The sequence below is a fragment of the Plantactinospora sp. KLBMP9567 genome (assembly GCF_033446045.1).
Taxonomy (GTDB): domain Bacteria; phylum Actinomycetota; class Actinomycetes; order Mycobacteriales; family Micromonosporaceae; genus Plantactinospora.
The window spans coordinates 153,597-175,688 of record NZ_JAWQRR010000038.1; the positions used below are offsets into that span (position 1 = coordinate 153,597).

The following is a 22,092-nucleotide window of genomic DNA, read 5'->3' on the forward strand; positions in this document are numbered from 1 at the left end:
ACGCTGGACCCAGCGGGACCCTGTGTACCGTGGTGTCGTCGCCGTCGGCTGACACCGCGGATGCCGGACCCGCCGACCCCAGCCTCACAGATACTGGCCCGAGGTCTCGCTGTCGTTTGTCGCCACCCGCACGGACACCACGTTGGCAAGGTTGACGATCAGGGCATTCTCGGTCGCCTCGCGGTTGTACCTCGCGCGGGTCAGGACCAGGCTGCGCCGCTCGTCCAGAGCCCTGGCAATCGTTTCCAGCGCCCGATCCGGCCCGCTGAAATCGGTAGTCAGCACCGAGACATCTTCACCGCCCACCGGGTGGAATCGACACGACGGGACCAGGACTCAATGGCGTTGGCGGCGGACAGGCATGCACGATCGGTTGGGGCCCTGCGCGGGTTGGGGGTCGGCATGCCGGGGAAGAGGTGGTGCTCGATCTGGTGGTTCAGGCCGCCCAGCGCCGTGTCGGTCAGCCAGCCGCCGCGAACGTTGCGGGAGCTGAGCTTGCGCTGTGGGGGAACAGGTGTTCCACTGGGGTTAGCACTCGCCCTGCGTGAGTGCCAACCGAATGGGGTGGACCCCGGAGGGGGACCGTAGCAGCGGTCATCACAGGTCGGCCGGCCAGGTGCTGTATGTGGGCACGACGATGGTGAGGATCAGGCAGATGGCCAAGTTGATCGTTTTCGGGGAGAGGCCCGGCGTGGCCTGGAGCGGGGCGTGAACGTCCTCGCCGACACGGTGAAGGTGACGCTGGGCCCGAAGGGCCGCAACGCCGTGCTGGACACGAGGTGGGGTGTGCCCACGATCACCAACGACGGGGTCAGCATCGCCAAGGAGATCGAGCTTGACGACCCGTACGAGAAGTTGGGCGCCGAACTGGTAAAGGAAGTTGCTAAGAAGATTGATGACGTCGCGGGCGACGGCACCACGACGGCGACCGTGCTGGCGAGGCACTGGTCCACGAAGGGCTGCGAAACGTCGCCGCCGGGGCGAACCCGATCGCGCTCAAGCGCGGCATCGAGCAGGCCGTCGCCGCCGTGACCGAGGCCCTCGGCCATCAGGCACGAGACGTCGAGACCAGGGAGCAGATCGCGGCCACCGCGTCGATCTCCGCCGCTACCGCATCGAGGACGCCGTACGCAACGCCAAGGCCGCCATCGAGGAAGGGCTGCTGCCCGGAGGCGGGGTGGCGCTGGTCAACGCCGCGAACACCGCCTTCGACAAGCTCGACCTGACCGGCGACGAAGCCACCGGCGCAAGCATCGTACGGGTCGCAGTCAGCGCACCACTCAGACAGATCGCCACCAATGCCGGCCTCGAAGGCGGCGTCGTCGCCGACAAGGTCAACTCGCTCCCGGTGGGTCACGGCCTCAACGCCAACACCAGCGGATACGTCGACATGATCGAGGCTGGAACCGTCGAACCGGCCAAGGTCACCCGATCCGCGCTGCAGAACGCCGCGTCGATCGCCGCGCTGTTCCTCACCACCGAAGTCCTTGTCGCCGACAAGCCCTGACCACAAGAAACGAAGAAAGGCGTCATGACTACAGCGACGTACGTCAGGAAGACCGTGGTGGTGGCGACGCTGCGATCACGGGACCTGCACGGCAGGGCCGACTGGATCGAGAAGGAGCTACCCGCGCTCATCGACACCGCGAGGAACGCCTCGCTGCTGCGAACCCTCGGCATCAACGTCGACGCCTTGGCACCCGATGCCTGGCCCGACCACACGGTCGAATCCCGGTGAGCTGACCGACACCCACTCGCCCAGGGCGACAGACAGTGCCCGGAACACGAGGAGGCCTTCATGGCCAACAAGTCCGCCCACAAGGAAGATCGGAAAAAGCAGGCAAGCAGCCTGAAGGAAAAGCGCGCCGCCAAAAAGGCCAAGCGCGCGAAGCCGGCGTCACTGATCCCACCGACCGGCCACTGAATCGACGGAAGCGCAACCGGGTCAACCGCCCACAAAGGGAACTACGGCCGCGGTGGATCGCGCCGCCGGCAGACGCCTGCGGCGGCTGGCTGACCGACACGGCGCTGGGCGGCCTGAACCACCAGATCGAGCACCACCTCTTCCCCGGCATGCCGACCCCCAACCCGCGCAGGGCCCCAACCGATCGTGCAGGCGTACTGCGCCGAGATCGACGTCGCCTACGAACAGACCGGCCTCATCACCTCCTACCGCCAAGCCCTGCAGTACCTGCACCAGATCGCCGCACCGGCCCGCGCCGAACACGCGGCACGCCGAGCCAGCCTCACCAGCGAACTGACCGCCCACGTGCCCGAACACCTGGCCAGGGTGCCAGGGACCGACGGGCTGGCAGGCGGAAGACTGGCGCCGCAGCCGTCTCGAGGAGGATGCGCGCCAGTCCACGTGGCGAGAGGGCACCGGCCAATGGCCGGTGCCCTCGCTTGATCAGCCCTTTGCTCGCTGTCAGCAGTTCGACCACGTCGTCGTTCGGCTCGGCGCCGTCGAAGAGGCAGCTGATCTACGTCACCGCAAGCGGGTGACTGGGCAGGTGTTGGGACGGGGTTCGTGGGTACGTCGTTCCGATATGGAGCAAGGGCTGGTGACGTCACGTGCCCCACTGTGGCGTCACCAGTGAATGACCGGAAGGAAGGATCATGGCAACCGTCAGCTCGCTCGTCGACCGGCCCGCCAGCGCGGCACGCGGTAGCGACTACGCCCGGCTCTCGAAACGCGTCAGGGACGCTGGCCTACTGGACAGGAGATCGGGCTACTACACATTCAAAATCACAGTCACCGTGCTGGCATTCGCCGGCGCATGGGTGGCGTTCGTGATGATCGGCCCCTCCTGGTGGCAACTGGGTATCGCCGCGTTGCTGGCGGTGCTGTACACCCAGGTCGCGTTCATCGGCCACGACGCCGGCCACAAGCAGATCTTCCGGACCCGGCGCGCGAACTACCTGCTCGGCGTGGCGCTGGGCAACCTGGGCGTCGGGCTGAGCTACGGGTGGTGGATCGACAAGCACAGCCGTCACCACGCCCACCCCAACGAGGTCGGCAGCGATCCCGACATCGAACCCGGTGTGCTGGTCTTCACCGGGCGGCACGCCCCACTGGGCAGCAGGGCGCTCCGGCTCTGGCGGCGGCTACAGGCGTACATGTTCTTCCCGCTGCTGCTGCTCGAAGGGCTGAACCTACACGTTGCCAGCGTGCGGGCACTCGCCGGACCGACGGTCAGATCCCGCGGCTACCGGGCGTTGGAGATCATCCTGTTCGCCGTGCACACCGTGGGCTACCTGGCCGTGGTGTTCCTGGTGCTCCCACTCTGGCAGGCGATCGCGTTCATCGCGGTCCACCAGGCCCTGTTCGGCCTCTACATGGGGTGCTCGTTCGCACCCAACCACAAGGGCATGCCCGTGCTGACAGCCGACGACGACCTGGACTACCTGCGTCGGCAGGTGCTCACCTCCCGGAACATCCGTGGCGGCCGGCTGGTGGACTTCCTCCTCGGCGGGCTGAACTACCAGATCGAACACCACCTGTTCCCGAACATGCCGCGGCCCAACCTGCGCCGCTCGCAGCACCTGATCCGCCGCTTCTGTGCCGAGCACGGCGTCAGCTACGCCGAAACCGGCCTGTTCGCCTCCTACCGGCAGGTCCTGCGCCACCTACACCAGGTCGGGCGCCCAAACGCCGGCCCCACCCCCCGCACACAGGAGGACTGACCATGCTTACCGCCGCGCAACGGGCCACCATGATCCCGTCGTCACCGCCCTCGCAACCTCGACTGGTACTCGCCCCTGTCCGAGTCAGCCGGGCCGTCCTGGACGGCGGATGGTGGCCCCGCTCCTGGGACCCGGTGGCCGAACTCCCCGGGCTCCTCCTAGCCCTGTCCAGCCGCTACGGACGGATCCGGAACGTGATACTCAACAACGGTGCCTGGGACAGCCGCTTCCGCCGACTCGCAGTCGGCACGGACGTGGTCCGGGTGGGCTGGTTCGACTCGCTGGACACCGCCTTGTTGATCGCCACCACCGACCGCGGAGACCAACTCGACCTGCTCGTCGTGCCACCGGAGAGCACAGCTGCGGCGGCGGAGCAGGCGATGACCACCGCAGCCGATCCGACCAACTCCCTGCACGCACCCGACATCCTCGCCGACGGCCCCACGCCACCGTCACCGAAAGCGGGCACCGACCCGAGCACCGTGTGGGACAACGAGGGCGGTAACACCACCACAGACCGACCGCATCACCGGCCCACCAACGAGCAGGCCGCCCCGTCAGGTTGAGTCACAGCCGCCGTCCCCGCTCCCACCGGACAGGCGGCGTTGTGACGTGCACAACCGGCTCGACCGGAGCCCGACCGACCTGCTCAACGCCGGAGGCGGCAGTAGCCAGCGGGGATTGATTGGTGGAAGCTGGTCGGCTCCGAAGTGGGATTTTGCGGGTAGCCTTCGGGGTAGCGGCGCCGCACGGACGTGCGCAGCTTGTCGAGCCTGCAACGGCCGCCGCATTCTACAGGGTCGTTGCTTCCCGGCCTAGGGTCCAGCCCTCGCCCGCCCGTCAAGCGATTCATGTCTGCAGTTGAGCTGGAGGAGCACGATGGCTCCCAATCTTTCGCCTGTGACCGCGCTCGCGCCCCTACCCATCGACACAAGTCATCCGCAGCCAGCGACGGCCCGGCTCGGCGTGGCCGGAGAGATCGACCTGGCAACCGCACCGGTACTCCGCGACAAGCTGCTCACCCTGTTGCGGGATCAGACTCCCGCAGTCCTCGTCGTGGACCTCGCCGGGGTTGCGTTCCTGGACTGCGCCGGCATCGGCGCGCTCGTCGGCGTGCGCAACGCCGCTGGCGAGGCCGGATGCGAGCTGCGAGTCACCGATCCGCAACCCTTCGTTCGCCGCGTCTTGGAGGTGACCGGGCTGCTCGGCATCTTCACCGCCCCCATCGAAGCCGCAGCACCTTCCTCCAAGATCGGAATATCCGTCCGGGACGAGGCCCGCCCCTGCGGTCGCGGCGGAGCCACCCGGCGTGGTGGCCGCCTGACGGACGCCTCCGCTGTCGGTGGCGATGATGGCGGATCAGGCCAGCGAGATGGACGAGTTTGGCTCTGGTGTGGGCCTTCGGCCTGTCCGGAGTTCCACAGGTGGACAGGCCGGCGAGGACGGCTTGGTAGTCGTGGTGAAGCTCGTCGGCGAAGTGGCGTAGGTGGGGAAGGTTGTCCGCGGACGTCGTTGATCCAGTCCGGTAGGTGCTGGTGGTCGGTGAGATTGGTCAGCACGTGGCGAAGGTGCGCACGTGGCGGGTGGCAGCCAGGTGCGGACATGCCGCTTGGACGTCGTGCAGTTTCGTCCGTCTGTTCGGGCGGAAGCCGGTCCGGGCGGATCAGCAGCGGGGTCGCCGCAGTGCGGGGTGCCGGGATCGGCCGTGGTGCCAGCGGGACGACCACACCGCGTTTGATCAGGTGGACGTAGAGGTTGACGGTACTGCTGCTGCCGGTATGGGCGTGCGCTCGCGGATCATATCCGCCGACAACCCGCACGACGCGATCTTCGCCTCCCGGCGGGGCACCTGGCTGTCCCCGCAGAACGTTCGTCGCCAGTGGCCTGCATCGTCAAGCCCGCCTCGCCCGGACAGTTCTCACTTACTGGAACAGCTCGGCGCAAGTCAGGCGGCTACCGACCCTGAACGCCGAGGTCGCAGCCACACCGAGCCGCGTAGCCCTGCACGAACGGCAGCGGCGCCGCACCCGCCGCCATGTCGAACCTGATCGTCGGCAGGCGTTTTGGGGGTTCGGGGGCTGATTCAGCACCATATAGACAAACATGAGGCCCTGACCATCATTTCTGCTGGTCAGGGCCCCTCGCTGAGCCGCCTGACGGAATCGAACCGTCGACCTACGCATTACGAGTGCGTCGCTCTGACCGACTGAGCTAAGGCGGCAACGCCGGCAAGTGTACGACACCGGGCGCCGACCCGGCTCGGGGGTTTCCCGGCGGTGTGCCTCGGCTGACGATCAGGACACCGCCCCAACCCGTCCCAACCGTTCCCGGCGCTCCGCCGGATCCCGGCCAGAATTCGCCGCTGCACCACCCGAAGCCGCCGCTGAACCGCCCGGAACGGTCGGCAGGAAGACAGTGCGGTAACGGGCGCCCCGACTAGGCTGCCATCGATGACCGATCACCAGGCGCCGCCGATCCCGGCGCAGCCGGCAGCCCCACTCCGACCCGGCAGCCTCGATCCGCGCGAACTCGGCTTCACCCCGCAGCGCCCGGTGCCCTGGCTGGCGCCGCTGCTGCTGATCAGCACCGGGCTGCGTACCCTGCTGGCCCTGCTCTTCGGTGCGTACCTGGACAAGCGGGAGTTGCAGAACTCGCTGCCCGGCACGGTGACCCGGCAGGTCGGCCCGGACGGCGACCTGTGGCTGGACTTCGTGGCCGACCTCGGCGACGGGTTCAACGCCACCTACTCGGTCGCCTACCTGCTCACCCGCCCGGAGCTGGAGGTGGACGGGCACCGGCTGCCGCGCGGCCAGATGCTGGTGATGGGCGGCGACCAGGTCTATCCGACGGCCAGCGGCGAGGCGTACGAGAACCGGTGCAAGGGCCCCTACCAGGCGGCGATGCCGCAGCCGCCGGCCGACGGCCCGTCCCCGGTGCTCTACGCCGTCCCCGGCAACCACGACTGGTACGACGGCCTCACCGCGTTCCTGCGGCTCTTCGTCCGCTCCCGGGACGACAACGTCGGCGGCTGGCGTACCCCGCAGAGCCGGTCGTACTTCGCGGTCGAACTACCGGCCGACTGGTGGCTGTTCGGGCTGGACGGGCAGTCCGGGGTCTACCTCGACGACCCGCAACTGCGCTACTTCGAGGAGGCGGCGAAGAAGCTCAGCGCCGAGTCGAAGGTGATCATCGCGGTGCCGGAACCGAGCTGGGTCAAGGCCGTCGACAAGCCCCACGAGTACGACACCATCGACTACTTCATCCGTACCGTGGTCGCGCCGACCGGCGCCCAGGTGCGGCTGCTGCTCTCCGGCGACCTGCACCACTACGCCCGGTACACCGGACCGGACCGCGACCTGGTCACCTGCGGTGGCGGCGGCGCCTACCTCTATCCCACCCACAAGTTGCCGGCCCGGATCGAGGTGCCGCCGAAGGACACCCTGGTCCGGCGGGCCAGCACCAGCCAGTCGTACGAGCTGGCCGGCCGCTATCCGGACGCGGCCCGGTCCCGGCGGTACGGCTGGGGCATCTTCGGCCGGCTTCCGCTGCGCAACCCGGGCTTCACCACCCTGCTCGGCGGGCTGCACACGCTGCTGATGCTGGCCATGGCCGGGGTGGTGGCGCCACGCTCCGAGGCGACGGCCCAGCGGCTGTTCAGCATCCCGCTCGCCATCATGCTGATCATCACGCTGGTCGGCGCGGTCTTCTTCGCCAAGCCGCCGAGTGCCAGCGGCAAACGGCACGCCCGGCACTGGATCCTCGGGCTCTGTCACGGGTTCGCCCACATCGGGCTGGCCGCCGCCGGCACCTGGCTCTGGCTCCAGCTCTTCTTCCACGCCTGGCCGTGGCCGCTGCCGGTGGTCGCGGCGGCGGTGGTCTACGGGCCGATCGCCGGCCTGGTGGCCAGCCAGCTCACCGCGCTGTATCTGCTGGTGGCCGGCTCCTTCGGAGTCAACCTCAACGAACTCTTCGCCGGTCAGGGCATCGAGGACGCCAAGAGCTTCCTCCGGCTGCACATCGCCGCCGACGGCACGCTCACCGGCTATCCGGTCGCGGTGGACAGGATCTGCCGGCGCTGGCAGGCCGACCCGGACGGCGCCCCGGACGCTGCCTGGCTCACACCGGGCCAGCCACTGCCGTTCCGGCTCGCCGAACCGCCGTTCACGCTCCGCTGACCCGGCCGGCCGGCGGAAGGTCAGCCGGCGTAGTGCTCGTCGTGGGCCTTGCGCGGGCCGCAGACCGAGGCGCGGCTGCACGAGCAGCGGGATCCGTCGGCATCCATCCGGACCACCACCGAGTCGCGCGGCACGCTGTGCGCGACCACCCGACCGGAGCCTTCCGGAGTGGAGACCCGGGACCCGATCGCCGGCGCAGACGCCTGGAACTGCTGGTAGAGCGGATGTTCGTACTTCAGACAGCACATCAGCCGCCCACAGGCACCGGAGATGCGCAGCGGGTTGAGCGGCAACTCCTGGTCCTTGGCCATCCGGATGGTCACCGGCTCGAAGTCGGTCAGGAAGGTGGCGCAGCAGAGGTCACGCCCGCAGGAACCGATGCCGCCCTGCACCCGGGCGGAGTCCCGGGCGGAGAGCTGGCGCAGCTCGACCCGGCAGTGCAGGGTGGCGCCCAGGTCGCGGACCAGCGACCGGAAGTCGACCCGGTGCGGCGCGGTGAAGTAGATGGTGGTCCGGGACCCGTTCGACCCCCCGCTCGGTGTCGACTCGATGACGTGGTCGACGGCGACCACCTTCATCGGCAGCCCGTGTTCCCGGATCAGCCGCTTCGCGGCGACCTTCGCCTCGGCCTTCCGCTTGCGCAGCATCTCGTCGCGGCGCAGGTCCTCCTCGCCGGCCAGGCCGGCCAGCCGGGGAAAGCCGCTGGTGTCGTCCGACACCCACTGCGCGGCCCAGACGCATTCCGCCACCTCGGTCCCCTCGTCGGTGGGGACCAGCACCCGGTCGCCGACCGCCGGCCGCAGCTCACCCGGGTCGAGGTAGTAGAGGCGGCCGTAACGGTTGAAACTGACCGCGCACAGCATGCCCATGCGCTCACCCTACGACGGATCCTGGCGTCCGCCGAACCTCATGCGAACCCGGCGGTCAGCGGCCGGCTCGGGCCGCACGGCCGCACCCGGAGATCACAGCACGATCCGGCCGCCGTCGGGGCGTACGACGGGGACGTCCGGGGGGCGGTGGTCGAGGAGGTCCAGCTCCGCCGCCCAGCGCTGGGGCAGCGCCTCCGCCCGGTCGTACGCCTCGGAGACCGTGGCCAGGATCCGGGCGCCGATCTCGGCGGCGGCCGACTCGACCGGCAGCCCTCCGGGCGTCACGCCGGACGGCGCCGCCCCGAACCCGTCGCCACGGACCGTCAGCACGGCCACCGCCTCCGCCGAACCGAGCACGTCGGCGAGGGTGCGGGCCAGCGCGTACCGGGTGTCGGCGATCCACCCGGCCACCGCCTCGGCGTACGCCGCCGTGGCGTCCGCCCGCCCCGCCAGGTCGGTCAGGTGACCCGCCAGCCCGGTGCGGTGTGCCGCGTACGCCTCGGCGGCCGGGCCCTGCCACGAGCCGCCGTCGGCCACTACCGCCCCGGCCTCGCGGTAGGTCCGGCGCAGTTCGCCGCTCACCTCACCGGCGGCGGCCAGCTCCCCTCGCCGCAGCCCGAGCACCGCCCGCACGGCGTCGCCGGGCAGCACCCGGAGCCGGCGCAGCAGCGGCCAGATCCGGTGCCCGTCCGGCGCACCGGCGGCGGCGAGGAGATCGTCGACCCGCCCGGACAGCGTGACGGCGGGCTCGGCGAGCTGGTCGAGGACGTCCATCACGCCTCCTCCGGCCGACGGCGGGAGGCCGCCGCGTCGCTGTCGGCGTACGCCGTCTCGGCGATCCGCAGTGCGCTGCCGGTGTCGGTCAGCCGTTCGGCCGTGGCCAGCAGTTCCCGGGCCCGGTTGTCGAGCGCGACCGACCACTGCCGGTGCAGCAGTCCACCGATCTCGCCGAGCCGCCCCGGGCCGTCAGCACCGAAGGCATTGCCGGACGGCCCGGCGTACGGCAGCCGCCGGGCGAGTTCGGCAAGGCGGCCAGCCGCGCCGTCGAGCCGGCCGGCGAGGTCCCGGAGGCCGTCCACTCAGGCCTCCGTCAGTCGGCGGTAATCGCCGAACGTCTCGGTGTAGAGCTTCTCCCGGGCCCACCGGGCGGCGTCGTCGGCGGCCGTGATGGCGGCCCGGAGCGACCGGGCCACCTCCGGTCCGGTACGCACCTGCGATGCGCCCAGGAACCGCACGTCGTTGACCGACCCGTCGGCGGTGACGATCAGCTCGACCAGCCCGTCCGGGGAGCGGACGGTGACCTGCACCCGCCGGATCGCCTCGTCGAACTCGGCCCGCAGCGCCTCGATGCGCCGATAGCGCTCGATCGCCTCCTCGACCCACGACTGGTCGATCTCCCGCGCCACCGGCAGGTCCTCCCGCTTCCCGATGCCCGCTTTTCCGATGCCCGCTTTTCCGATCGCCCGCTTCCCGATGCCCGCCGGGCCGCCACCCCGCACGGGCCGGGCGGGTCAAGTCGTCGTCGGTCTCGCCGGGCGAAGCCGTGCACATCGGCTCACCGAATGTGCCGCCTTCGCTGCGTTACGGCACCGAACCGTACCGGGCGACCCGCCCGAAGGGAACCCTTCGCCCCAAGATCTCCCTGATCAGGACGGAACTCCCGGGCAGTAGGCGAATCGGCCGCCGGTCGGGACGGGCCGCTCAGCCGCGCCAGAGGGCGAGCATCATCGCCTCGACGGCGATCCGCGGCTTGACGTTGGTCTCGATCGCCGTACGGCAGCCGAGCACCGCCTCCAGCCGGCGCAGGGTGCCCTCGGCGGTCCACTTCCCGGCGGCCGAGCCGGCCATCCCGGCGACGTCGGTGTGCACCGGCTCGACCGGAGCACGCAGCGAGAGGGTCAGCACGTCCCGGTAGAAGCCGGCCAGGTCGACCAGGGCCCGGTCCAGCGCGTCCCGCTGGGCGCGGGTGGCCCGGGACTTCTGCCGGCGTTCGAGGTCCTTGAGCTGCCCGGCGGCGCCCCGGATCGCGCCGGACGCGCCCCGCCCGGTGCCCCCGGCGCCGAGCGCGGTCTCCAGCGCAGCCCGCTCGGCCGCGTCGGCCTCGACCACCGCCGACGCCGCCTCGGCCTCGGCCGCCTCGATCAGCGCGGAGGCTGCGTCGAAGCAGGCGCCGACGCCGGTCAGTTTGCGCGGCAGGGCCAGCACGGCCTCCCGCCGCTTGCGGGCTTCCGGGTCCCGGGCCAGCCGGCGGGCCCGGCCGACGTGCCCCTGGGCAGCCGCTGCCGCCCACGCCGCCACGTCTGGCGCGATGCCGTCCCGGTCCCGGAGTACGGCCGCCACCGCCTCGGCCGGCGGCTGGCGCAGCGCCACCACCCGGCACCGGGAGCGGATGGTCACCGAGATGTCGTCCGGGTGCGTGGACGGAGTGCAGAGCAGGAAGACGGTACGCGGCGGCGGCTCCTCGATCGCCTTGAGCAGCGCGTTGCCGGCCGCCTCGGTGAGCCGGTCCGCATCCTCGATGACGAGCACCTGCCAGCGTCCCCCGCTCGGCGTGCTGGCCGCCCGCAGCACCAGGGCCCGCATCTCGCCGACCCCGATGGAGAGCCCCTCCGGCACCACGAACCGTACGTCGGCATGGGTTCCGGCGAGCGCCGTGTGGCAGCCGGCGCACTCGCCGCAGCCGGTGCCCCGGAGGCACTGGAGAGCCGCCGCGAACGCCCGGGCCGCGACCGACCGCCCGGAGCCGGGTGGCCCGGTGAAGATCCAGGCGTGCGTCATCGCGCTGCCGGCACCGGCCACGTCCGGGGTACCGCCGGCCGGGTCGTCCCCGACGGCCGGGCCCGTACCGTCGGGGGCGACGCTCTCCGCGACCGCGGCGGCCCGGATCGTCTCCGCGGCGGCGGCGGCCCGGCGGAGCAGGTCGACCGCCTCGGGCTGGCCCACCAGGTCGGCGAAGACCTCGGGCATCAGGGTCGCCGTTCGAGTTCGAAGCCGCCCGTCGCGCCGCCGGTGCGGTGCGGTCCGGTCCGGCCCGGCCCGGCGTCGTCGACCGGCTGTCCGGGCCGGCCCACCAACCGGACCGGAGCGGTGGCCGCACCCTCCTGGTCGGTCGGCCGGCCGGTGGCGGCGTCCTCGCTCGCCCGGGTGGCCCCGTCGCCGTCGGTCCCGGCGTCCCCGTCGCCGCGCCCCCGGGTGGCCCCGGCCGCCCGCTCCGGTTCCGCAACCGTCTCGGTGGCGGCCGAGAGATCCGCCCCGGTCCTGGACTCCGCCTCGGCCCGCGATTCCGCCGGCGTCCGCAGCTCGGCTTCGGATAACTCCGGCCGGGCCGAGGTGTCCGGCGGGCTCGCCGGTTCCGGATGGCCGGTCGCATCCGGGTCGGCGAGCATCCCGGTGACCCGCTCGGCCACCGCCGCCGCCAGCTCGTCGACCGGCCGGGAGGCGTCGAGCACCAGGTAGCGCTTGGGGTCGGCGGCGGCCAGGTCGAGGAAGGCGTACCGGACCCGGTCGTGGAAGTCGATCGACTCGCCCTCCAGCCGGTCCGGGTCGCCGCCCCGGGCGTCCACCCGGATCAGACCGGTCCGGGGTTCGATGTCGAGCAGTACCACCAGGTCGGGCTTGAGGCCGCCGGTGGCCCAGGAGGAAAGCCAGGAGACCTCCTCGACCGGCAGGGTCCGGCCGGCGCCCTGGTAGGCGAGGGACGAGTCGACGTACCGGTCGCTGATCACCACCGCGCCGCGGGCCAGCGCCGGGCGGACCACCGTGGCGACGTGGTGGGCCCGGTCGGCGGCGTAGAGCAGTGCCTCCGCCCGGGGGGCGAGCGCGTCCGGGCCGCTGGTCCCGCCGAGCACGAGGCCGCGGATCTGCTCCCCGACCCCGGTCGCGCCCGGCTCCCGGGTCACCACCACCTCGCGGTGCCGCCGGCGCAGCGCCTCGGCCAGCCTGGCCACCTGGGTCGACTTGCCGGCGCCCTCGCCGCCCTCGAAGACCACGAAGGCTCCGGTCGAGGCGAACGGCTCGGCCGGGAAGAGCGGACGCCCCCGGATCGAGCCCCAGAGGTCGGACAGCACCGGTACGCCCGGCTTGTCGTCCATCTGGCGGAACGCCTTGATCCCGGTGAGGATGCCGGCCACCCCGGCGACCAGCAGCAGCAGTCGGGTCGAGGAGACCGAGATGCCCAGGTCGGCGATGCGCAGTTGCCAGGAGCCGCCGACGCCGACCAGCAGGCTGCTCACCGAGATGGCCAGGATCAGCACCAGCCTGGTCCCGGTCTGCACCACGGCGAAGACCCGGCCGCGTACCTCGTCGGCGATCTCCCCGCCGAGCAGGGTGGTACCGGCCAGGAAGGCCATTCCGGCGCCCGCGCCGACCAGTACCGCGCCGAGGATCGCCATGGAGAGGTGGATGGAGCCGGCGAGTACCAGCACCGAGGCGCTGGCCAGCACGATGCTCATGCCGAACCAGCGCCGCCGGGACATCTCCCGGACGATCATCGGTCCGAGCCCGATGCCGAGCGACAGGCCGAGGAAGATCGCGCCGAAGAGCAGGGAGAATGCTGCCTCACCGGCGGCCAGCGACTTGGTGAAGAAGTTCGCGGTGCCGATCACCACACCGCCACCGGCGAACGCGCCGAAGATGCCGAGCACCAGACCCCGGACCAGCGGAGTCTTGCCGATGAACCGCCAGCCGTCGACGAACTGGCGCAACGCGCTCTGCTCGACCTGCTGGACACTCCGACGATCGCCCCGGCCGCTGATCTCCCGAATTCCGAAGAAGACCACCAGCGCGGTGGCCAGCCGGCTCAACGAGTTGACGTAGAGGGCCAACTGGGCCGGTTCGGCCCAGTCCGGCGGCGGTCCACCGGCGGCGGCTCGCACGCTGCGGTCCAGCACCGCGGCGACGATGGCGGCCAGCACCGGGGTGACCCCGTAGGTAGTGATCAGCGTGAGCTGGTTGGCCACCTCCAGCCGGGTCCGCGGGATCAGGTTCGGGACCGCGGCCTCCTTGGCCGGGATCCAGATCAGGGTTATCGCCTCGATCAGGAAGGTGGCGACCGCCGCCCAGCCGACCACCAGACCACCGCCGACGTCGAGCAGGGCGGCGAGCGGGATCGAGGCAAACAGCACGAACCGCAGCAGATCGCAGATGACCATGGTGAGGCGCCGGTCGAACCGGTCGGCCAGCACCCCGGCGATCGGGCCGAGAACCAGCGCCGGGAGCAGCCGGACCGCGATCACGCCGCCGAAGGCGAGGCCCTTGGCGGTGTCGCCGGTGACCTGGGAGGCGGCGAAGAGCGAGGTGGCCAGCAGGCCGAGCCAGTCACCGAACGAGGCGGCGCCGAGCACCAGCCAGAGCCGGCGGAACGGACGGATCCGCATGACCGAGCGGAGCGCCTGGTAGCCGGTCCGGTCGACCGGACCGGCGGCGGTAGGTGGCGTGGGAGTACCGGGCGGCGACTGCGCTGTGCGCTCCGCGCTCCTGTCGTTGTCGTCGATGGTCGTACCCCTCCGCGCCCCGGCCCATGGCTGGGCTCCCCCGAGCACACTCTAATCGCGGTACGGATCCGCCCCGACCCCGACATTCCCCGGAACCGGGGCCTAGGGGTCGCCCGCGGATCTCCGGGCGGTCCGCGTCGCGCCCCTACGGGCGGGCCACGCCACGCCCGAAAGACACGAGAGAGTTTCGCATTATCGCCCCGGGGGTTAGCGTGCTCGAATGGCCACCGAACGCGACCTGCTGCGTCGTCGTCTGGACCGGGCGACCGCGCACCTCGAACCACCCTTCGCCGTGGTCGACCTCGACGCGTTCGACGCCAACGCCAGCGCCCTGACCGACCAGGCCGGCGGCAAGCCGCTCCGGGTCGCCAGCAAGTCGCTGCGCTGTCGGGCCCTGCTCGGCCGGGCCCTGGCCGGACCCGGCTGGGGCGGCGTGATGGCGTACACGCTGGCCGAGGCGATCTGGCTGGTCCGCAGCGGCGTGACCGACGACGCGCTGGTCGGCTACCCGAGCACCGATCGGCAGGCGCTGGCCCAGCTCGCCGCCGACCCGGAGCTGGCCGCCAAGATCTGCCTGATGGTGGACAACCCCGCCCAACTCGACCTGGTCGACGCGGTCGCCACTGCCGGCTCCCGCGCAGAGATCCGGACCTGCCTCGATCTGGACGCGTCCTGGCGGCCGATGGCCAACGCCTTCGGTGGCCGGCTGCACGTCGGCATCCGCCGCTCACCGGTGCACTCGGCCGGCGAGGCCAGCACGCTGGCCGGCGCCGTCGCACAGCGGCCGGGCTTCCGGCTGGTCGGTTTGATGGCGTACGAGGCACAGATCGCCGGGCTCGGCGACGCACCGCCCCGGCAGGCTGTCCGTGGTGCCACCATCCGGCTGCTGCAACGGCGGTCGTACCGGGAACTGGTGCACCGGCGCGCGGCGGCGGTCGCGGCGGTACGCGACCACGCCGACCTGGAGTTCGTCAACGGTGGCGGCACCGGCAGCGTCGCACTGACCGCGGCGGACCCGGCGGTAACCGAGATCACCGCCGGGTCGGGCCTGTACGGGCCGACGCTGTTCGACGCCTACCGGAGCTGGCGGCCCCGACCGGCGGCGTTCTTCGCGCTGCCGGTGGTCCGCCGTCCCGCCGCCAGGGTGGTGACCCTGCTCGGCGGTGGTTGGGTGGCGTCCGGGCCGGCCGACCGGACCCGGCTGCCCACTCCGTGGCTGCCGCCGGGTCTGCGGCTGACCGGCACCGAGGGCGCCGGGGAGGTGCAGACCCCGGTGACCGGTGCCGCCGCCGAGTCGCTGCGGGTCGGCGACCGGGTCTGGTTCCGGCACGCCAAGGCCGGCGAGCTGGCGGAACACGTCGGCGAGCTGCACCTGGTGGAGTCGGACCGGGTCGTGGGCACGGTGCCGACCTATCGCGGCGAGGGCCGGGCCTTTCTCTGAGCGCGCACCGGCCGGCCGCGGTACTGGTTGGACCGGTGGCCGGCTAGCCGGCCGAGGGAGCGGCGTCGACGTGCCGGTGCAGGTACTCCCGGATCAGCGCGGTCGCCTCGGTCAGCACCTTCTCGTCGCCCTCCGGATCGCGCCGGAAGGCCAGTTTGATCAACGCGTCGGCCGCCTCGACCGCGATCTCCAGCGCGAAGCGCAGCCGGGGCGCGTCGCTGGTGCCGAACTGCTCGACCAGCACCCGGGCCAACTGCTCGGCGATGACGCCGTTGTTGTCCCGGTCCTCGTCCAGCAGGTGCACGTCGACGACGTCACCGAAGTGCAGGGTACGGAAGCCGGGCACCCTCCGGTGCATCGTGATGTACTCGTCGATCGCGGCGTCGACCCCGTCCCACCAGTGGGTCAGGTCGCCCCGGGAGAACCGGTCGCTGAGCCGCTCCAGGTACGCCTCCATGTTGCGCAGGGTCAGTGCCTGCACGATCGCTCGCTTGTCTGGGAAGAACTGGTACACCGACCCGATGGCCACTCCGGCGCGCTCGGCGAGCAGGGTCGTGGTCAGCCCCTCGTAGCCGACCTCGTCGACTATCTCGGCACAGGCGTCGAGCATGCGCTGGACCCGGGCGACGCTACGGCCCTGCACCGGTACGCGGCGCAGTGGACCGGATGTGGCGGTTGACGTGGACACTCGTCGCCACTCCCTTTCGACGGGGTGAAGGTTACTAGGCGTCACGGTTTCGAAACGCTATCCGGACTAACGAGCCGAACGGATATCGGTATTTACTCGCCGTGACGATCCTGATTTACTCGCCCTGGTACACGTTGACGTGAGTCTAATTCATGTTTGTCCATCGGCGACCTGGTCAGAGCCAGGGGAGGTCAGATGAGCGGGCGTACCGCACCACCCGGAGTCACCTCCTCGTGGTCCAACTGGGCCGGCAACCAGCGCGTCACCGGCGACGCGCTGCGACCGTCGACCGTGGACGAGGTCGTCGCCACGATCCGGGCCGCCCGGACCACCGGCCGGCGGATCAAGCCGGTCGGTAGTGGCCACTCGTTCACCGCGATTGCCCGGGCCGACGACCAGCGGGTCGATCTCACCGCGCTGACCGGACCGGTCCGGATCGATTCCGGGCGTCGGCTGATCACCGTACCGGCTGGGATCACCCTGCACGCGCTCAACGAGGTGCTCGCCGGACACGATTTGGCGCTGGCCAATCTCGGCGACATCGACGCGCAGACGCTGGCCGGGGCGATCTCCACCGGTACCCACGGCACCGGCGCCGGCTACGGCTGCCTCTCCACCTTCGTCGCCGGACTCACCCTGGTCACCGGGACCGGTGAGTTGCTGGAGTGCTCCGCCGACCGGAACGCCGACGTCTTCGCGGCGGCCCGGGTCGGGCTCGGCGCCCTCGGGGTGATCACCGAGGTGACGCTGAACTGCGTGGACGCCTTCGTGCTCCGCGCCGACGAGCGCCCGGCACCGCTGCCCGAGGTCCTCGCCGAGCTGCCCGAACTGGTCGCCGGAAACGACCACTTCGAGTTCTACTGGTTCCCGTACACCGACCGGGTACAGGTGAAGGTCAACAACCGGGTACCCGCCGACGACCGGCCGCTGCCCCGGTTCCGGAGCTGGCTGGACGACGACTTCCTGGCCAACTCCGTCTTCGCCGGAGCCTGCCGGCTCGGCCGGGCCGCCCCGGCCCTGGTACCGACGATCTCCGCCGTCTCCGCCCGGGCGCTCACCGCGCGCAGCTACACCGCCCGCTCCGACCGGGTCTTCTGCACCCCGCGCCGGGTCCGGTTCGAGGAGATGGAGTACGCCCTGCCCCGGCCCGCCCTGCCGGAGGCACTGGCCGGGCTGCGCCGGGTGATCGACGAGCTGCCGTTCCGGGTGCTCTTCCCGGTCGAGGTCCGGTTCACCGCCCCGGACGACATCTGGCTCTCGCACGGCCACGGGCGCGAGTCGGCGTACGTGGCGATCCACCAGTACGCCGGGATGCCCGCCGAGCCGTACTTCCGGGCCTTCGAACGGATCGCCACCGAACTGGGCGGCCGGCCGCACTGGGGCAAGCTGCACTACCGGGACGCCGGGTCGCTGCGCCCGGCGTACCCTCGGTTCGCCGACTTCCTGGCCGTGCGGGACCGGCTCGACCCGGACCGGCTCTTCGCGAACTCCTACACCGAGCAGGTGCTCGGGGCCTGACCCGGCCGGAAATCGTTCGGCCCCGGGCCGGGCGATGCCTTATACAGGCCCGGTGACGAGCCACATGCCGCGGATGCGACCCTACTCGGACGCCGACCTGCCGCGCCTGTCGCGGACCTTCGCGGCCTGGATCGCCGAGGCCGGCCGGTGCGGATACGACCACGTCGGCGAGGTGCCGCACCGGATCTACGAGAACCTCCGGGGCCGACCGCCGGGTGAGCTGGTCCAGCTCTGGGAGTCCGCCGACGAGATCGTCGGGCTCGCGGTCAACCTGCGCTTCGGCGCCGCGTTCGACGTCTTCACCGCGCCCGCGCTGCGCGGCACCGCCGCCGAGGTCGAGATGCTTCGCACGGCGTACCGGACCACCACCCGGGCGATGACCGCCGACCAGCCGTACGTGCTGACCGACGTCTTCGACTGCGACAGCATCCGGATCCGGCTGCTCACCGAACTCGGGTTCGCCCGGTTCCGCACCTGGGACGACGTCACCGTCCGGCAACTCACCGGCCCGGTCGACGCGCCGGTCGCACCGGAGGGCTTCGTACTGCGTACCGCCCGGCCGGCCGACGCCGGGCAGCTCGCCCTGGCCCGCAACTCGGCGTTCGACGCGGACTGGACCGCCGAGCTGTACCGGTCGGCGGTGATGACCCGGCCCGGCTACTCCGCCGAGCGGGAGATCGTCGCCGAGGCACCGGACGGGCGGATCGCCGCCTTCACCGTCTACTGGCTCGACGGGCGCAACCGGGTCGGCCACTTCGAGCCGGTCGGCACGCACCGGGACTTCAACCGGCGCGGGCTGGCCCGGGCGGTGATGCTGACCGCGATGCACCGGATGCGGGCGGCCGGGATGGCGACGGTGACCGTCAACTACAACGCGGACAACCTGCCGGCCCAGCGGCTCTACGCCTCGCTCGGCTTCCGCCGCGAACACCAGACGTACGGCTTCCGCCGTCCCCGGCCCGACCCGCCGACGACCTGACCGCCGCCGGCCGGCTTCAGTCCGAGCCAAGATCTCGGCGAGTTGTGGCTCGCGGGAACCCCCAACTCGCCAAGATCTCGCCGACCCACCCCCGCCGGGCGAGTGCGGGGGTCAGTCGGTCGGGTCGGCGGCGGTGGTGGCCTTCCGCGGGGCGGCCTTCTTCGCGGGAGCCTTCTTCGCCGCCGCCTTCGCGGCGGTGGTCTTCTTCGCGGCGGTCTTCTTGGCCGCGGTCTTCTTCGCGGCCGTCTCGCCGTCGGTCGCCTTCGCCGCCGCCTTCTTGGCGGTCGCCTTCTTGGCCGCCCGCTTGCGCGGCGCCGGACCCTTGGCCCGCTTCTCGGCCAGCATCTCCGACGCCTCCTCCAGGGTCAGCGCCTCCGGAGTCTGGCCGCGCCGCAACGACGCGTTGGTCTCGCCGTCGGTGACGTACGGCCCGAACCGGCCGTCCTTGATCACCAGCGGCTTCTCGGTCAGCGGATCCGCGCCCATCTCCCGCAGTGGCGGGGCCGCCGCCCGGCGCTGCCGGGTCTTCGGCGCCGCCAGCAGTGCCAGCGCCTGGTCCAGGGTGACCGTGAAGAGCTGCTCCTCCGACTCCAGCGACCGGAATTCGTCCCCGCGCTTCACGTACGGGCCGTAGCGGCCGTTCGCGGCCAGCACCTCGGCGCCGTCCGCAGCCACCCCGACCACCCGGGGCAGGGTGAGCAGTTGCAGCGCCTCGGTCATCGTCAGCGACTCCGGCGACTGCGAGCGGAGCAGCGACGACTTGCGCTCGCCACTGGCCACGTACGGGCCGAACCGGCCGGACTTGAGCACGATCGGCTCGCCGGTCTCCGGGTGCTCGCCGAGCTTGCGCTCGCCGCCACCGCCGAGGAACAGCTCGTGCACCTTCTCCGGGGTCAGCTCGTCCGGGGCCACACCCTCCGGGATCGGCGCCCGGTCGCCGGCCGGGGAGGTGTCCTCGGGCGGGCCGCCGTCGCCGGTGTCCCGGGCTGCCGGCTCCGCGCCGGGCAGGCTCCGTTGCAGGTACGGGCCGTACCGGCCGACCCGGACCACGACGTCGCGCCCCTCGTCGTCCCGGAACAGCGGGATCGAGTTCACACTGCGCGCGTCGATCTCGCTCAGGTTCTCGGTGACCATCTTCTTCAGCCCGCCGGACCGGGCCACCGACTGGTCGCCACCCATCTCGCTGCCGAAGTAGAACGAGGTCAGGAAGTCCACCGCCGCGTGGTCGCCACCGGCGATCTCGTCCAGCTCGTTCTCCATCGCGGCGGTGAAGTTGTAGTCGACGAGTCGCGGGTAGTGCCGCTCCAGCAGGCCGACCACGGCGAACGCCAGGAAGGACGGGATCAGCGCCTGGCCGCGCTTGAAGACGTACCCCCGGTCCTGGATCGTCGCCATGATCGAGGCGTACGTGGACGGCCGGCCGATGCCCAGCTCCTCCAGCGACTTGACCAGCGACGCTTCGGTGTAGCGGGACGGCGGCTGGGTGTGGTGCCCGGTAGCGGCCAGTTCCTCGGCGGTCAGCGGCTGGTCCTTGACCAGGTTCGGCAGCCGCCGCTCGGCGTCCTCGGCCTCGGCGTTCTCGTCGTCGGACGACTCCACGTACGCCCGCAGGAAGCCCGGCTCGGTGATGGTCTTGCCGGTCGCGCCGAAGTCGGCCTCCTCGCCCGCGCCGGAGACCGCCCGGATCCGCACCGAGACGCTGGAGCCGACCGCGTCGGTCATCTGGGACGCGATGGTCCGCCGCCAGATCAGCTCGTAGAGCCGGAACTCCTCGGCGGAGAGCTCGTTCGCCAGCTCACCGGGGGTGCGGAAGTTGTCCCCGGCGGGACGGATCGCCTCGTGCGCCTCCTGGGCGTTCTTCACCTTGCCGGTGTAGCGGCGGGGCTCCGGCGGCACGTTCCGCTCGCCGTACAGCTCGGCGATCTGCCGGCGGGCGGCCGAAATGGCCGTCTCCGACAGGTTCACCGAGTCGGTACGCATATAGGTGATGTAGCCGTTCTCGTACAGCCGCTGGGCGGTACGCATCGTCTGCTGCGAGGAGAAACGCAGCTTCCGGGCCGCCTCCTGCTGGAGCGTCGAGGTGATGAACGGCGCGTACGGGCGGCGCCGGTAGGGCTTCTCGTCCACCCGGGTCACAGTGAAAGGCCGCCCGTCGAGGCGGGCGGCCAGTCCACGGGCGCCCGCCTCGTCGAGGTGCATCACCCCGGCACCCGGCTTCACCTGGCCGGTGGTCGGTTCGAAGTCCTTGCCGCTGGCGATCCGGTCGCCGTTGAGCGCGACCAGGGTGGCGGAGAAGTTGCGCGGGCCCTCGGCGGTGCCCCGCACGGCGAGGGTGGCCAGGATGTCCCAGTATTCTGCCGTGCGGAACGCCATCCGCTGCCGCTCGCGCTCGACCACGATCCGGGTGGCCACCGACTGGACCCGGCCGGCGGACAGCCCGGAACGGACCTTGCGCCACAGCACCGGGGAGACCTCGTAGCCGTAGAGCCGGTCCAGGATCCGCCGGGCCTCCTGGGCGTCGACCAGGTCGCGGTCGATCTCGCGCGGGTTCGCCACCGCGGCCTGGATGGCCTGCCGGGTGATCTCGTGGAAGACCATCCGCTTGACCGGCACCTTGGGCTTGAGCGTTTCGACCAGGTGCCAGGCGATGGCCTCGCCCTCGCGGTCCTCGTCGGTGGCGAGGAAGACCTCGTCCACCTCCTTGGCCAGTCGGGTCAGCTTGCTGATCTGCTGCCTGCGGTCCGGCGACACGACGTAGAGGGCGGCGAACCCGTTGTCGACGTCGACCCCGAGCCGGGCCCACGACTCGCCCTTGTATTTGGCGGGCACGTCGTCGGCGTTGCGCGGCAGGTCACGGACGTGACCCAGGCTGGCCTCGACGACGTATCCCGGGCCGAGATAGCCCGAGATCGTCTTGGCCTTCGCCGGTGACTCGACGATGACCAGACGGGTACTCCTGGCGTTGCTCGGCACGTCTCTCCTGACCTCACTCACGATCTTTCCCCCTGCGGACCGCCCTGTCCGCGCTCGCCGCCGGGGCCGGATCGGCCGCCCGGTGGCCAGACGTCCAACGTAACGCGCTCCCCGACCGCAGAGTTGCGCGGCCCGAGAAGAGCACCGCTACGCTGCGGTAACACCGGGTGCAACAACACGGGACGGGCGGTCATGCCGGACGGCGACACCGTACACCCACGGGCGATCCGTGCGGGACCAACCGGACGGATCATGCCCCACTCAGTGGGCCGC

The 22,092-nt window shown here is 71.4% G+C and carries 18 protein-coding genes, 1 tRNA gene and 4 pseudogenes; 12 read left to right on the plus strand and 11 right to left on the minus strand.

The genetic code is table 11. The features are described 5' to 3' along the window. Positions 1-84 precede the first annotated feature (84 nt). Positions 85-285, minus strand: coding sequence for a hypothetical protein (locus R6Y94_RS28030; protein ID WP_318398844.1), 201 nt, complete (start codon positions 283-285; stop codon positions 85-87). After that, positions 279-527 (minus strand): annotated as a pseudogene (locus R6Y94_RS28035) (fatty acid desaturase); the annotation flags it as partial. The pseudogene R6Y94_RS28035 and the gene R6Y94_RS28030, both read right to left, overlap by 7 nt. Before the next feature lie 128 nt (positions 528-655). Between R6Y94_RS28035 and R6Y94_RS28040 the strand changes: the two are divergent. From R6Y94_RS28040 to R6Y94_RS28075, 8 genes and pseudogenes are all read left to right on the plus strand, one after another. After that, a pseudogene (locus R6Y94_RS28040) lies at positions 656-1,507 on the plus strand (TCP-1/cpn60 chaperonin family protein). Positions 1,508-1,531: 24 nt separating this feature from the next. Next, a complete protein-coding gene (locus R6Y94_RS28045) occupies positions 1,532-1,738 on the plus strand; it encodes a hypothetical protein (RefSeq protein ID WP_318398845.1) in 207 nt (68 codons plus the stop codon). A gap of 60 nt (positions 1,739-1,798) precedes the next feature. Continuing rightward, entirely contained in the window at positions 1,799-1,924 is a 126-nt protein-coding gene (locus R6Y94_RS28050; protein ID WP_318398909.1) for a hypothetical protein, read from the plus strand. Positions 1,925-2,004: 80 nt separating this feature from the next. Beyond that, positions 2,005-2,218, plus strand: a pseudogene (locus R6Y94_RS28055) (fatty acid desaturase family protein); the annotation flags it as partial. A gap of 398 nt (positions 2,219-2,616) precedes the next feature. After that, entirely contained in the window at positions 2,617-3,684 is a 1,068-nt protein-coding gene (locus tag R6Y94_RS28060; protein ID WP_318398846.1) for an acyl-CoA desaturase, read from the plus strand. A gap of 2 nt (positions 3,685-3,686) precedes the next feature. After that, the gene (locus tag R6Y94_RS28065; protein WP_318398847.1) at positions 3,687-4,250 is read left to right on the plus strand and encodes a DUF5994 family protein; all 564 of its coding nucleotides are present in this window, start codon (positions 3,687-3,689) and stop codon (positions 4,248-4,250) included. A 313-nt stretch (positions 4,251-4,563) separates the two neighbouring features. Further along, positions 4,564-5,436, plus strand: a complete 873-nt coding sequence (locus R6Y94_RS45335; protein ID WP_412102901.1) for an STAS domain-containing protein — start codon at positions 4,564-4,566, stop codon at positions 5,434-5,436. Positions 5,437-5,483: 47 nt separating this feature from the next. After that, positions 5,484-5,732, plus strand: a pseudogene (locus R6Y94_RS28075) (hypothetical protein); the annotation flags it as partial. A 99-nt stretch (positions 5,733-5,831) separates the two neighbouring features. On the opposite strand, the gene R6Y94_RS28080 reads toward R6Y94_RS28075, so the two are convergent. Then, positions 5,832-5,905, minus strand: a tRNA-Thr gene (locus R6Y94_RS28080). 229 nt (positions 5,906-6,134) lie between these two features. On the opposite strand from R6Y94_RS28080, the gene R6Y94_RS28085 reads away from it, so the two are divergent. Then, on the plus strand, positions 6,135-7,859 hold the full coding sequence (locus R6Y94_RS28085) for a metallophosphoesterase (protein WP_318398849.1): 1,725 nt from the start codon (positions 6,135-6,137) through the stop codon (positions 7,857-7,859). A 20-nt stretch (positions 7,860-7,879) separates the two neighbouring features. Here R6Y94_RS28085 and R6Y94_RS28090 read toward each other — a convergent pair whose 3' ends face one another. The 6 genes from R6Y94_RS28090 to tmk form a co-directional block, all read right to left on the minus strand. Next, a complete protein-coding gene (locus R6Y94_RS28090) occupies positions 7,880-8,728 on the minus strand; it encodes a regulatory iron-sulfur-containing complex subunit RicT (protein ID WP_318398850.1) in 849 nt (282 codons plus the stop codon). Between the two features lie 93 nt (positions 8,729-8,821). Beyond that, positions 8,822-9,502 carry a hypothetical protein gene (locus tag R6Y94_RS28095; RefSeq protein ID WP_318398851.1) on the minus strand — a complete coding sequence of 227 codons (681 nt, stop codon included), beginning with the start codon at positions 9,500-9,502 and terminating at the stop codon, positions 8,822-8,824. Further along, the gene (locus R6Y94_RS28100) at positions 9,502-9,807 is read right to left on the minus strand and encodes a hypothetical protein (RefSeq protein WP_318398852.1); all 306 of its coding nucleotides are present in this window, start codon (positions 9,805-9,807) and stop codon (positions 9,502-9,504) included. Before R6Y94_RS28100 ends, R6Y94_RS28095 begins: the two co-directional genes overlap by 1 nt. Further along, positions 9,808-10,134, minus strand: coding sequence for a YbaB/EbfC family DNA-binding protein (locus R6Y94_RS28105; RefSeq protein WP_318398853.1), 327 nt, complete (start codon positions 10,132-10,134; stop codon positions 9,808-9,810). It lies immediately after the preceding gene. A 295-nt stretch (positions 10,135-10,429) separates the two neighbouring features. Beyond that, positions 10,430-11,695: a DNA polymerase III subunit delta' gene (locus R6Y94_RS28110; RefSeq protein ID WP_318398854.1), complete on the minus strand. Its 1,266-nt coding sequence runs from the start codon at positions 11,693-11,695 to the stop codon at positions 10,430-10,432. Beyond that, positions 11,695-14,103, minus strand: a complete 2,409-nt coding sequence (gene tmk, locus R6Y94_RS28115) for a dTMP kinase (RefSeq protein WP_412102909.1) — start codon at positions 14,101-14,103, stop codon at positions 11,695-11,697. Before tmk ends, R6Y94_RS28110 begins: the two co-directional genes overlap by 1 nt. 337 nt (positions 14,104-14,440) lie before the next feature. Between tmk and R6Y94_RS28120 the strand changes: the two genes are divergently transcribed. Continuing rightward, on the plus strand, positions 14,441-15,661 hold the full coding sequence (locus R6Y94_RS28120; protein WP_318398855.1) for an amino acid deaminase/aldolase: 1,221 nt from the start codon (positions 14,441-14,443) through the stop codon (positions 15,659-15,661). A 43-nt stretch (positions 15,662-15,704) separates the two neighbouring features. Here R6Y94_RS28120 and R6Y94_RS28125 read toward each other — a convergent pair whose 3' ends face one another. Continuing rightward, complete coding sequence (locus R6Y94_RS28125) at positions 15,705-16,349, minus strand: TetR family transcriptional regulator (protein ID WP_318398856.1); 645 nt, start codon at positions 16,347-16,349, stop codon at positions 15,705-15,707. Between the two features lie 195 nt (positions 16,350-16,544). On the opposite strand from R6Y94_RS28125, the gene R6Y94_RS28130 reads away from it, so the two are divergent. Continuing rightward, entirely contained in the window at positions 16,545-17,867 is a 1,323-nt protein-coding gene (locus tag R6Y94_RS28130) for a D-arabinono-1,4-lactone oxidase (protein WP_318398857.1), read from the plus strand. 73 nt (positions 17,868-17,940) lie between these two features. Then, on the plus strand, positions 17,941-18,846 hold the full coding sequence (locus tag R6Y94_RS28135; protein ID WP_318398858.1) for a GNAT family N-acetyltransferase: 906 nt from the start codon (positions 17,941-17,943) through the stop codon (positions 18,844-18,846). 111 nt (positions 18,847-18,957) lie between these two features. Here the strand turns inward: R6Y94_RS28135 and topA are convergent, their stop codons facing one another. Continuing rightward, complete coding sequence (gene topA / locus R6Y94_RS28140; protein ID WP_318398903.1) at positions 18,958-21,819, minus strand: type I DNA topoisomerase; 2,862 nt, start codon at positions 21,817-21,819, stop codon at positions 18,958-18,960. Between the last annotated feature and the right edge of the window lie 273 nt (positions 21,820-22,092).